We start from the raw sequence: 12,664 nt of genomic DNA, 5'->3' as shown, positions 1-12,664 counted from the left end.
CGGATGTCTCATGCGCAGTCGCCTTTTCAGTCTTTTATCGTGCTTGCTTCTTTCTGCCACCGCTGCTCAATCCGCCCAGGCCGTGGACCTCTCCACCCAACGCCAGTATTACGATGAAGCCAAGCGCGCCTTGGCCAAAGGCGATTCCGGGCCCTACATGCGCTACAGCCAGGCCCTCAGCGATTACCCGCTGGAGCCCTACCTCGCCTACGACGAGCTGACCGCGCGCCTGAAAACCGCGAGCAACGCCGAGATCGAGAAATTCCTCGCCGAACATGGCGACCTGCCCCAGGCCAACTGGATGAAGTTGCGCTGGTTGCGCTGGCTGGCCGATCGCGGTGACTGGGCGACATTCGTCAAGTACTACGACCCCAAACTCAACTTCACCGAGCTGGACTGCCTGAACGCGCAGTATCAGATCGGCCACAACCTCAAGGCCGAGGGCTACGCCAACGCCGAAAAACTCTGGCTGAGCGGCAAGAGCCAGCCGGCCGCCTGTGATGGCTTGTTCGGCGTGTGGGCCGCCGAAGGCCAGTTGACCGAACAGAAACGCTGGGAGCGCACCAAACTCGCGGCCCAGGCCCGCAACTACCCGCTGGCCAACAGCCTGGTGAACGGCCTGACCACCCTCGCCCCCCGCGGGCGCTTGCTGGTGGAAGTGGCGCAAAAGCCGGAGCTGCTCAACCAGCCCACACGCTTCACCCCTGCCGATGAGCCGATGTCCGACATCGTCAGCCTCGGCCTGCGGCGCCTGGCCCGCCAGGATCCGGACAAGGCCATGGCCCTGCTCGACGGCTATGCCAGCAGCATGCATTTCTCCCGCGATGAAAAAGTCGCCATCGCCCGTGAAATCGGCCTGACCCTGGCGCGCCGCTTCGACGGCCGCGCCCTGGACGTCATGACCAAGTACGACCCGGAGCTGCGGGACAACACCGTGTCTGAATGGCGCCTGCGCCTGCTGCTGCGCCTGGCGCGCTGGGACGACGCCTATCAACTGACCCGACGCCTGCCTCAGGACCTGGCCACCACCAACCGCTGGCGCTACTGGCAGGCCCGCAGCCTGGAACTGGCGCAGCCGCAGAATCCGCAGGCGCAGACCCTCTACAAGAACCTGGCCCGCGAGCGCGACTTCTATGGTTTCCTGGCTGCCGACCGTTCGCAATCGCCCTACTCCCTGGTCAACAAACCGCTGGTCATGAGCCAGGCGCTGATCAACAAGGTTCGCAACACCCCCGGCGTGCGCCGCGCCCTGGAGTTCCACGCCCGCGGCCAGATCGTCGATGGCCGGCGCGAGTGGTACCACGTCAGCCGTCACTTCAACCGTGACGAAATGGTGGCCCAGGCCAAGCTCGCCTATGACTTGAAATGGTACTTCCCGGCCATCCGCACCATCAGCCAGGCGCAGTACTGGGATGACCTGGATATCCGCTTCCCGATGGCCCACCGCGACACCCTGGTGCGCGAAGCCAAGGTCCGCGGCCTGCATTCGAGCTGGGTGTTCGCCATCACCCGCCAGGAAAGCGCCTTCATGGACGACGCCCGCTCCGGCGTCGGCGCCAGCGGCCTGATGCAACTGATGCCCGGCACCGCCAAGGAAACCGCGCGCAAGTTCAGCATCCCCCTGGCATCCCCCCAGCAAGTGCTGGACCCGGACAAGAACATCCAGCTCGGCGCCGCCTACCTGAGCCAGGTCCACAGCCAGTTCAACGGCAACCGCGTGCTCGCTTCGGCCGCCTACAACGCCGGCCCCGGCCGCGTGCGCCAGTGGCTCAAGGGCGCCGACCACCTGAGCTTCGACGTCTGGGTTGAAAGCATCCCCTTCGACGAAACCCGGCAATACGTGCAGAACGTGCTGTCGTACTCGGTGATCTACGGCCAGAAACTCAACTCGCCACAGCCGCTGGTGGATTGGCATGAGCGGTATTTCGACGATCAATAAGAAGTGGCGAGCGGTAAGCTACAAGCCGCAAGCTCAAGCCTGAAAGCAAAATGCCCGCATTGAGAAATGCGGGCATTTTTATATGCGCCTCAAAAACCGCTACAAGCTTGTAGCTTGCGGCTTAGAACTGCCCCTACTCCTTCTCGCTGAACTGCAACGCCGCCAGACGTGCATAGAGAGGGTTACTGGCGATCAGTTGCTGATGAGTGCCCACCGCAACCAGCTTGCCCTGGTCCATCACCGCGATTCGGTCGGCGTTTTTGACCGTGGCCAGACGGTGGGCGATCACCAGGGTGGTGCGGTTCTGCATCAGGCTGGGCAGGGCTTGTTGAATCAGGTGCTCGCTCTGGGCGTCGAGGGCGCTGGTGGCTTCATCCAGCAGCAGGATCGGCGCATCCACCAGCAGCGCCCGGGCGATGGCCAGGCGCTGGCGCTGGCCACCGGAAAGCCCCAGCCCACCATCCCCCAGATGGGTCTGGTAACCGTTGGGCATCTTCTCGATGAATTCATCGGCGTAGGCAATCTTCGCCGCCTCACGCACCTGCTCCAGGGTCGCCCCGGGGTTGCCGTAGCGGATGTTTTCCTCGACGCTGCCGAAAAACAGTGCCGGGCTTTGTGACACCAGGGCAAAGCAGCGCCGCAGATCCTGTGGATCGAGCTGGGTCAGCGGTACGCCATCGAGCAGGATTCGCCCCTGCTGCGGGTCGTAGAAGCGCAGCAGCAAATCGTAGATGGTCGACTTGCCGGCGCCTGACGGGCCGACCAGGGCCAGGGTTTCGCCGGCATGGATCTCCAGGCTCAAGCCATCCACCGCATTGCTTTCAGGCCGTGAAGGATAGGAGAAGCGCACATTTTCCAGGGCCAGCTCACCCCGCACTCGCGGCGGCAGGGCCACCCCATCAGTGGTCGGCGGCTGGATAATGCTTTCCGAGCGCAGCAGCTCGGCAATTCGCTCGGCAGCCCCCGCCGCTCGCTGCAACTCGCCAATCACCTCGCTCAACGTGCCGAACGCACTGCCCACGATCAGGCTGTAGAACACGAACGCCGCCAGCTCGCCACCGGAAATCCGTCCGGCGATCACGTCCATGCCACCGACCCACAACATCACCCCGACCGCGCCCAACACCAGCACGATCACCAGGGTGATCAGCCAGGAACGCTGGACGATACGCTTGCGCGCGGTGTTGAACGCCTCTTCCACGGTCAGCGCAAATCGCTGCTCGTCCTGGCGCTGGTGGTTATAGGCCTGCACGGTCTTGATCTGGCCAAGGGTCTCGGACACATAGCTGCCGACATCGGCGATACGGTCCTGGCTCAAGCGCGACAGATTGCGCACCCGCCGGCCGAAAATCAGGATCGGCGCCAGCACCAGCGGCAAGGCTACCACCACGATGCTGGTGAGCTTGGGGTTGGTGATAAACAGCAGCACGATGCCGCCGATCACCATCAGCGCGTTACGCAGGAACAACGAGAGCGACGAACCGATTACCGACTGCAGCAAGGTGGTGTCGGCGGTCAGCCGCGATTGGATTTCAGAGCTGCGATTACTCTCGTAAAACCCGGGATGCAGGTAGATCAGGTGGTTGAACACCTGCCGGCGAATATCTGCCACACACCGCTCGCCGATCCACGACACCAGGTAGAAACGGGCGAAAGTGCCCACGGCCAGCCCCAGCACCAGCAACAGAAACAGGCCGATGGATTGATTGAGCAAGTGTGGCGAACGGGTCATGAAACCCTGATCCACCAGCAGCCGAATGCCCTGTCCCATGGACAAAGTGATGCCGGCGGTGACGATCAGCGCCAGCAGTGCCCCGAGGGCCTGCCAGCGGTAAGGCGCAATAAACTGACTGGCCAGGCGAATAGCCCGGCGTTGGTGCGAAGAAAGCATGACGATCATCCGATAGGTCACCAGGAGCGAGGCACTGCCAAGCCTACACCGACCCATTGGCCGGAACTTACGCGAATCACAATGAGTCAGGTTAAATATGACCGCTGACACTAGAGCCTAGAGGCTATTGATCTAATGTCCGGCTGGCACTCGTGGGGGATTTCTGGTGGAGTGAGAGCACTGCCGGGGCCCTGTAGTCCGCTGTCACAGCCCGGTCACCTGGCGGTTATAAACTAAGCACACAACCTGATGAGGAGACAGGCCATGTCCTTGCAACACAGCAGCGATGACAAGATTCAAGTGATTCGTACCCAGCCAAACCAGTCTCTAGGGTGTGCCATCATCGACGCTCAGGGTCGCGAAGTACCGATTACTGAAGACATGATCCAGAGCGCATGCCGCGAACTGGAAAAGCGACTGGTCAAGCCTGCCCAGCAAGATTGAGCCCTCGCCTCGCATTCTCTTGACCCGGCCTCGACGCCGGGTTTTTTATGCCTGCCTTTCCCCACTGCGCGGGCCTCGCGACCCGCCGCAGGCTATTCAGGCCAGGGTCGCACCCAAGGCAATGACGATCTGCTGCAGCGCTGGCGAATCGCCCTGAATGTGCACGCTCAGGCCGTCGATCTCACGGCGTTCGGGGTAGTGTTTGCGCAGGCCGTCGAAGGCACTGCGCTGCTCGGCCGGGGTGCCGCCCAGGCTGCGCCGGAAGTCGGCGTCGTCCCGGCGCGGGTCGTACACCGCGCGGCAGACAGTCGCCAGCGCCCAGGCAGGGTCGGCATTGGCGTTGAGCCAGAGGTGCGAAACCCACGGCTGGGGCAGCAGCGTATCCAGGCTGACCTGCTCCGCCTGGCCCGAAAACCGGCAGTAGGCCTGGTAAATCTGCGCGGTGCCGCGCTGCTTGCCATCCAGGCTGTAACCGGCAATATGCGGCGTGGCCAGGACACACAGATCGGCCAGGGCCTGATCCACCCTGGGCTCCTCCTCCCACACGTCCAGCACTGCCTGCAGGTCTTCGCGCTCAAGCAGCACTTCGCGCAGGGCGTGGTTATCGACCACCGGGCCACGGGCAGCGTTGATCAGCCAGGTACCCGGCCTGAGTTGTTGCAGGCGCGCCTTATCCAGCAGGTGCCAGGTCGAGAGTTCGCCGCTGCGGGTCAAGGGCGTGTGCAGGCTGATCACGTCGCACTGCTCGATCAATTGTTCCAGGCTCACGTAGTCGCCACCTTCGGCGGCCTGGCGCACGGGGTCGCACACCAGCACATTCCAGCCCAGGCCACGCAGTACCTGGATCAGCCGCCCGCCCACCTCGCCCGCACCCACCACGCCATAGGTACGCCCGGGCAGCGCGACGCCTTCGATTTCCGCCAGGGTCAACAGGCTGCCGAGCACGTACTCCACCACGCCACGGGCGTTGCAACCCGGCGCGCTGGACCAGTGAATACCGGCCTGGGCGAAGTACTCGAGGTCCAGGTGATCGGTGCCAATGGTGCAGGTGCCGACGAAACGCACCTTGCTGCCTTCAAGCAGGGCTTGATCGACGTTGGTCACCGAACGCACCAGCAGCACATCCGCTTCGGCAACGGTCGCACGGTCGATGGAGCGTCCTGGGAATCGGCGAATTTCACCGAAACCGGCAAAGAACTCTTCGATCAGCGGGATATTTTCGTCGGCAACAATCAGCATGGCAGGCTCCTTTCGCGGAGCCGCAGTGTAGGCGTAGTGGAGGGTCAGGGGCCAGCGCCAATACCGCCGCAGCCCGATTTCAGGCGGGCTGCAGCGCTTACAAATCCGCAACACAGGATGTTTTCCTGACCGCAGCGTCAACGCGTAGAATGTCGCGTCCTGCGCCACCCCACCTATGGACGCTTCGCCTGTGAATTCTGTCTCCGACACCCCCGCCGCCACTTCCCTCAAGCGCCCCGCCCGGGTCTATCTCGAGCTGCGCAACCTGCTTGGGCTGGCGCTGCCGATCATGATCGCGCAGCTGGCGACCACCGCCATGGGCTTTGTCGATGCAGTGATGGCCGGCCGGGTCGGGCCTCGGGACCTGGCGGCAGTGGCCCTGGGCAACTCGATCTGGATCCCGGTCTTTCTATTGATGACCGGCACCCTGCTGGCAACCACGCCCAAGGTTGCGCAACGCCACGGCGCCGGGCTGCCTGGCGAAATCGGCCCGCTGGTGCGCCAGGCCTTGTGGCTGGCGCTGGTGGTGGGGCTGATGGCGACCCTGATTCTGTTCAACGCCGAGCCGGTGTTGCACCTGATGAAGGTCGACCCCGAACTGATCGAGCCGTGCATGGGCTACCTGCGCGGCATCGCCAGCGGCCTGCCGGCAGTGGCGCTGTATCACGTCATGCGCTGCTTCAGCGACGGCCTGGGCCGCACCCGGCCGAGCATGGTCATGGGCCTGTGCGGGCTGGCGCTGAATATCCCGATCAACTACGTGTTCATCTATGGCCACTTCGGCGTGCCGGCCATGGGCGGCGTCGGCTGCGGCTGGGCCACGGCCATCGTGATGTGGGCCATGATGTTCGGCATGGCCAGCTGGACCCGCTGGGCCCCGGCCTATCGCAACATTGACCTGTTCGGTCGCTTCGACTGGCCGCAATGGGCGGTGATCAAGCGCTTGTTGAGCATCGGCCTGCCCATCGGCATTGCGGTATTTGCCGAGTCGAGCATCTTCGCGGTGATTGCCCTGCTGATCGGCAGCCTTGGCGCCACCGTGGTCGCCGGGCACCAGATCGCCCTCAACGTCAGCTCACTGGTGTTCATGATCCCCTACTCCCTGGGCATGGCCGTGACCGTGCGGGTCGGCCAGGCCCTGGGCCGCAGCGAACCACGTGAGGCGCGGTTTGCCGCTGGGGTCGGCATGGGCACGGCGCTGGCTTATGCCTGCCTCTCGGCCAGCATGATGCTATTGCTGCGCGGACCGATTGCGAGCATCTACACCACCGACCCCATGGTGATCCATGTGGCGTCGATGCTGATTGTGTATTCGGCACTGTTCCAGTTTTCCGACGCGATCCAGGTCACCGCCGCCGGCGCCCTGCGTGGCTATCAGGACACCCGGGTGACCATGGTCCTGACCCTGTTCGCCTACTGGGGCATTGGTTTGCCAGTGGGGTATGCGCTGGGGCTGACCGACTGGTTCGGCCCCGCTCGCGGCCCGAGCGGGCTCTGGGAAGGGTTGATCGTGGGCCTGAGCTGCGCGGCGCTGATGCTGTCGATCCGCCTGACCCGCAGTGCGCGCAAGCGGATCCGCATCAGCCGCTCGCTGGGTTAAGCGAGCTTCTTGCGGATCCAGTACAGATAGGTTCCGGCCTCTTCCTGCTGCGCCACCAGTTCGTGGTCGAGAAACACACAGAACTTGGGAATGTCGCGGCGGGTGGACGGGTCGGTGGCGATGACCTTGAGCAGGCCGCCAGGCGCCAGGTCGCGGATGTGCTGGTGCAGCATCATCACCGGCTCCGGGCAATTGAGGCCCGTGGCGTCGAGGGTCCCGTCAACGGGGGTATCGATGGTTGGGTTCATTACTCACTCCTGAAACTGGCCGGCATTGTCGCGCAACACCGAAACCAGGTCATCCGTAGCCATGTTTTTTCAGATGAATTGTTGCGGGCGCGACCACCAGGCCACGCCGGTTCTCAACGGGCCTTAGGCTTGCTGACATCCAGCCGGCGCAGGTGGCAGGTCACTTCCTCACGGTCGTGGTACAGCTGCTTGCACCCCACCGCCACACGAATCCCACGGGCCTTGAAGCCCTCTTCGATGCGCTCGAGCAGGCGCTTCACTTCCGCATAACGCTGCTTCATCGGCAACTTCAGGTTGACCACAGCCTCGCGGCAATGTCCCTCGCCGATCCAGGTTTCCAGCAGGGCAGCGTTGCGCGCCGGCTTCTCGACGATGTCGCACACCATCCAGTCCACAGGCTGCTTGGGCTTGAAGGTAAAGCCGTCGGCCATCAGGTGCTGGACCAGGCCGGTGTCCATCAGGCTCTCGGCCATCGGCCCGTTGTCGATGGCCGTCACCAACATGCCGCGGTTGACCAGTTGCCAGGTCCAGCCGCCGGGGGCGGCACCCAGATCGACACCGGTCATGTCGCTGTGCAGGCGCTCGTCCCATTGATCACGGGGGATGAAGTGATGCCAGGCCTCTTCCAGCTTCAGGGTCGAACGGCTGGGCGCTTCGCGCGGGAATTTCAACCGCGGAATACCCATCGGCCACATCGCCGAATTACCAGCATCGGCCAGGCCGACAAACACCTCACGCCCGCTCTTGAAGGTCAGCAGCAAACGCGGCCGGCCTGGGTCATCCACCAACTTGCCGGCGGCCGTCAGGGCCTTGCGCAGCGGGCCTTCGAATTTCTTGCAGAAGTTCGACAGTTCCTTGCCGTCATTGGTGTCCACCACTTCCAGCCACAAACTGCCGCAGGTCGGGAAGCTCGCCAGATGAGCCAGGATCACGCTGATCCGGTCGCTTTCCGGCAGATCGATAAACATGCCCCGCGCCCATTGCCGAGGGAAGATCAGCTCGGCGAAGCGCAGCCCCTTCATCAAGCGCTCGGCACCGTCGTCTTCGGTGCAGACAAACTCGGCGCAGGCGGCAGCGGTCTTGGCCTTGGCATAGCCGGCCACGTTGAGGCGCGCGGCATGGTCGGCGATCTCGGAGCAGACTTCGCCTTCAAAACCTGGGCGGCAATGCATAAAGAGGGTGTTCATCGAATCTCCTGGGCAACGTCAATGAATCGCGGACTTGCCCTGTAGCAAAGCCTGTCACGAAAACGGGCGCATGATAGCCGAGTTCGGAACCTTGGACTTGTCCATAGAGTCCAGTTATTAGCCAGCTACTTAAAACAGGGCTAGGTTAAGAGCTCTGTCCGTCCCGTCAGGTCCGTAGCCGTGCGGACCATAAGGAGTCATTCAATGCCGTCCCTCGATAGCCTGAGAACCCTTGAAACGTTAAAAGTCGACGACAAGACCTACCACTATTTCAGCCTGCCACAGGCCGCCAAGAGCCTGGGCGACCTCGACAAACTGCCGATGTCGCTGAAGGTCCTGCTGGAGAACCTGCTGCGCTGGGAAGACGACAAGACCGTCACCGGCGCCGACCTCAAGGCGATTGCCGCCTGGCTCAAGGAGCGCCGCTCCGATCGTGAAATCCAATACCGCCCGGCGCGGGTGCTGATGCAGGACTTTACCGGCGTGCCCGCCGTCGTCGACCTGGCCGCCATGCGCGCGGCCATGGCCAAGGCCGGCGGCGACCCGCAACGCATCAACCCGCTGTCGCCGGTGGACCTGGTGATCGACCACTCGGTGATGGTCGACAAGTTCGGTACCACCAGCGCCTTTGAACAGAACGTCGACATCGAAATGCAGCGCAACGGCGAACGCTACGCCTTCCTGCGCTGGGGCCAGAGTGCCTTCGACAACTTCAGCGTGGTGCCGCCGGGCACCGGTATCTGCCACCAGGTCAACCTGGAATACCTCGGACGCACGGTCTGGACCAAGGACGAAGACGGCCGCACCTATGCCTTCCCCGACACCCTGGTGGGCACCGACTCCCACACCACCATGATCAACGGCCTCGGCGTACTGGGCTGGGGCGTGGGCGGGATCGAAGCCGAAGCCGCGATGCTTGGGCAGCCGGTGTCGATGCTGATTCCGGAAGTCATCGGCTTCAAGCTCACCGGCAAGCTCAGGGAAGGCATCACCGCCACCGACCTGGTGCTGACCGTGACCCAGATGCTGCGCAAAAAAGGCGTGGTGGGGAAATTCGTCGAGTTCTACGGCGATGGCCTGGCCGACCTGCCGCTGGCCGATCGCGCGACCATCGCCAACATGGCCCCGGAGTACGGCGCGACCTGCGGCTTCTTCCCGGTGGATGAAGTGACCCTGGAATACCTGCGCCTGTCCGGGCGTCCGGCGCCATTGGTGAAACTGGTGGAGGCCTACAGCAAGGCCCAGGGCTTGTGGCGCCTGCCCGGCCAGGAGCCAGTCTTCACTGACAGCCTGGGCCTGGACATGGGCACCGTGGAAGCCAGCCTGGCCGGACCGAAACGGCCCCAGGACCGAGTTTCCCTGCCCAACGTCGGCCAGGCTTTCAGTGACTTCCTGGACCTGCAATTCAAACCCACCACCAAGGAAGAAGGCCGCCTGGAAAGCGAAGGTGGCGGTGGCGTGGCCGTGGGCAATGCCGACCTGGTGGGCGAAGCCGACTACGACTACGAAGGCCAGACCTATCGCCTGAAAAACGGCGCGGTGGTGATCGCGGCCATTACCTCCTGCACCAACACCTCCAACCCCAGCGTGATGATGGCGGCCGGCCTGGTGGCGAAAAAAGCGGTGGAAAAAGGCCTGAAGCGCAAACCCTGGGTCAAGACGTCCCTGGCACCGGGCTCGAAGGTGGTCACCGACTACTACAAGGCCGCCGGCCTGACTCAATACCTCGACCAATTGGGTTTCGACCTGGTGGGGTATGGCTGCACCACTTGCATCGGCAACTCCGGGCCGCTGCCCGAGCCGATCGAGAAAGCCATCCAGAAGGCCGACCTGACCGTGGCCTCGGTGCTCTCCGGCAACCGCAACTTCGAAGGCCGGGTCCACCCGCTGGTGAAAACCAACTGGCTGGCCTCGCCGCCCCTGGTGGTGGCCTATGCCCTGGCCGGCACTGTGCGCACCGATATCAGCAGCGAACCTCTGGGTGAAGGCAAGGACGGCAAGCCGGTGTACCTGCGGGATATCTGGCCCAGCAGCCGGGAAATCGCCGACGCGGTGGCCCAGGTCAGCACCCAGATGTTTCACAAGGAATACGCCGAAGTGTTCGCCGGCGACGAGCAATGGCAAGCCATTGAAGTGCCTCAGGCCGCGACCTATGTCTGGCAGAAGGACTCCACCTACATCCAGCATCCGCCGTTCTTCGACGATATCTCCGGCCCGCTGCCGGTGATCAAGGATGTCAGCGCTGCCCGGGTCCTGGCGCTGCTTGGCGACTCGGTCACCACCGACCACATCTCCCCGGCCGGCAACATCAAGGCCGACAGCCCGGCGGGCCAATACCTGCGCGAGCAAGGGGTGGAACCGCGGGACTTCAACTCCTACGGCTCGCGCCGTGGCAACCACGAAGTGATGATGCGCGGCACCTTCGCCAACATCCGTATCCGCAACGAAATGCTCGGCGGCGAGGAAGGCGGCAACACGATCTACATTCCCACCGGCGAGAAACTGGCGATCTACGATGCCGCCATGCGTTACCAGGCCAGTGGCACGCCGCTGGTGGTGATTGCCGGCCAGGAATATGGCACTGGCTCCAGCCGTGACTGGGCGGCCAAGGGCACCAACCTGCTGGGGGTCAAGGCGGTGATTGCCGAAAGCTTCGAGCGCATCCACCGTTCCAACCTGGTGGGCATGGGCGTGCTGCCGTTGCAGTTCAAACTCGATCAGAACCGCAAGAGCCTGAACCTGACCGGCAAGGAGACCCTAGACATCCTCGGCCTTTCCAACGTCGAACTGACCCCACGGATGAACCTGACCCTGGTCATCACTCGCGAGGATGGGCGCCAGGAGAAAGTCGAGGTGCTGTGCCGGATCGATACCTTGAATGAAGTCGAGTACTTCAAGGCGGGGGGGATTCTGCACTACGTGCTACGCCAACTGATCGCTTCGTAAGACGCGATCGGGTCCTGAACCACGCTGACAAAACACCGCCTTCGGGCGGTGTTTTTCGTCGCCCTGCCCCGCCTTGCCTGCCTCGCTATAATCCCCCGCCGCGCACGATGGCTGCACCGGCACGCCATCTACCCATTTTTTGCAACAAGGATTCCCCATGAGCGCCTTGCCATGGCTGTACCTGGCTGTTCTTTCCATGGGCTACGCCTTGGCCCTGACCTATGGCCAGCTGGGTCTGCTAGCCGCCGTGCCGGTGGCCCTGCTGCTGTGCGCGGGCCTGGCGGTGCGCCAGCGCCGAAGCCCCGTTGGTCGCTACCTCGGCCACGGCCTGTTTGTGGTGCTGGCTCTGGCGCTGGCCATGCATTGGCTGCCCGGCTTCCATAACGGCCGGGCCATCGGTCCCGAGCGCTTCACTGACGACGCCGTGCCGTTTTCCATGTACCTGAACCTGGACAAGCCGCTGATCGGCTTCTGGCTGTTGCTGGCCTGCCCCTGGATCGTCGGCCGCCGCTCGTTGCGCCTCGGGCTGTACGCAGGCGCCATGGCGCTGGCGCTGAGTGCGCTCGCGGCATTGGGTGGCGCGGTGTGGCTTGGCATCATCAGTTGGGCGCCAAAATGGCCGGACTCGGCCTGGCTGTGGCTGCTCAATAACCTGCTGCTGGTCACCCTGGTCGAGGAAGCGCTGTTTCGCGGCTATATCCAGGGCGGGTTGAGCCGGCGCCTGCACCACCTGCCCTACGGTCAGAACCTGTCACTGCTGTGCGCCGCGCTGCTGTTCGGCCTGGTGCACCTGGGTGCCGGCTGGCAATGGATGCTCCTGGCCAGCATCGCCGGAGTCGGCTATGGCCTGGCCTATCGGTTTGGCGGCCTGGGGGCGGCGCTGGCCACCCACGTCGGCCTGAACCTGCTGCATTTCGCGCTATTCACCTACCCCATGCTCGCGGGCTGAATCCGCCGGCAATTGGCACTGAAGTACTTATAAACAGTACTTCAGTACTATTGACTGCCCGCGCCCAAGCCTATTGATTGTTGCCCTCGCTCTACGGCGACAACTGCCCCTCACGCTTATTTGCAAGCGACACCTCCCGCCAATGAGACCTGGTGCAGATTATTGAAAAATAATCTCAATAATTGGCCGACCCGGCCGACAACACATCAAAGCCTTGCGGA

The 12,664-nt window shown here is 63.4% G+C and carries 9 protein-coding genes; 5 read left to right on the top strand and 4 right to left on the bottom strand.

Going from position 1 to position 12,664, the window contains the following annotated elements:
- Positions 1-10: 10 nt before the first annotated feature.
- On the top strand, positions 11-1,939 hold the full coding sequence (locus tag MF4836_RS16880) for a transglycosylase SLT domain-containing protein (RefSeq protein ID WP_078471200.1): 1,929 nt from the start codon (positions 11-13) through the stop codon (positions 1,937-1,939).
- Positions 1,940-2,072: 133 nt separating this feature from the next.
- Here the strand turns inward: MF4836_RS16880 and MF4836_RS16875 are convergent, their stop codons facing one another.
- On the bottom strand, positions 2,073-3,839 hold the full coding sequence (locus MF4836_RS16875; protein ID WP_161955747.1) for an ABC transporter transmembrane domain-containing protein: 1,767 nt from the start codon (positions 3,837-3,839) through the stop codon (positions 2,073-2,075).
- A gap of 255 nt (positions 3,840-4,094) precedes the next feature.
- Here MF4836_RS16875 and MF4836_RS16870 point away from each other — a divergent pair, with 255 nt between their 5' ends.
- Positions 4,095-4,274 carry a PA1571 family protein gene (locus MF4836_RS16870; RefSeq protein WP_078471199.1) on the top strand — a complete coding sequence of 60 codons (180 nt, stop codon included), beginning with the start codon at positions 4,095-4,097 and terminating at the stop codon, positions 4,272-4,274.
- A gap of 96 nt (positions 4,275-4,370) precedes the next feature.
- Here MF4836_RS16870 and pdxB read toward each other — a convergent pair whose 3' ends face one another.
- A complete protein-coding gene (gene pdxB, locus MF4836_RS16865; RefSeq protein WP_078471198.1) occupies positions 4,371-5,513 on the bottom strand; it encodes a 4-phosphoerythronate dehydrogenase PdxB in 1,143 nt (380 codons plus the stop codon).
- 190 nt (positions 5,514-5,703) lie between these two features.
- Here pdxB and MF4836_RS16860 point away from each other — a divergent pair, with 190 nt between their 5' ends.
- Positions 5,704-7,113 (top strand): MATE family efflux transporter, encoded by a 1,410-nt coding sequence (locus MF4836_RS16860; protein WP_078471197.1) that lies wholly within the window; start codon positions 5,704-5,706, stop codon positions 7,111-7,113.
- Here the strand turns inward: MF4836_RS16860 and tusA are convergent.
- Complete coding sequence (gene tusA, locus MF4836_RS16855) at positions 7,110-7,361, bottom strand: sulfurtransferase TusA (protein ID WP_078471196.1); 252 nt, start codon at positions 7,359-7,361, stop codon at positions 7,110-7,112. The two genes, MF4836_RS16860 and tusA, sit on opposite strands and share 4 nt — an antisense overlap.
- 113 nt (positions 7,362-7,474) lie before the next feature.
- Positions 7,475-8,548 carry a 23S rRNA (cytidine(2498)-2'-O)-methyltransferase RlmM gene (rlmM, locus tag MF4836_RS16850; protein WP_078471195.1) on the bottom strand — a complete coding sequence of 358 codons (1,074 nt, stop codon included), beginning with the start codon at positions 8,546-8,548 and terminating at the stop codon, positions 7,475-7,477.
- Positions 8,549-8,752: 204 nt separating this feature from the next.
- Between rlmM and acnA the strand changes: the two genes are divergently transcribed.
- Together acnA and MF4836_RS16840 are read left to right on the top strand one after the other, a co-directional pair.
- On the top strand, positions 8,753-11,494 hold the full coding sequence (gene acnA / locus MF4836_RS16845; protein ID WP_078471194.1) for an aconitate hydratase AcnA: 2,742 nt from the start codon (positions 8,753-8,755) through the stop codon (positions 11,492-11,494).
- A 157-nt stretch (positions 11,495-11,651) separates the two neighbouring features.
- Positions 11,652-12,443 carry a CPBP family intramembrane glutamic endopeptidase gene (locus tag MF4836_RS16840; RefSeq protein WP_078471193.1) on the top strand — a complete coding sequence of 264 codons (792 nt, stop codon included), beginning with the start codon at positions 11,652-11,654 and terminating at the stop codon, positions 12,441-12,443.
- The last annotated feature ends 221 nt before the right edge of the window (positions 12,444-12,664 follow it).

Origin of the sequence: Pseudomonas sp. MF4836 (assembly GCF_002018875.1) — a bacterium.
Classification (GTDB): Bacteria; Pseudomonadota; Gammaproteobacteria; order Pseudomonadales; family Pseudomonadaceae; genus Aquipseudomonas.
This window is presented reverse-complemented; position numbering and strand designations above follow the sequence as displayed.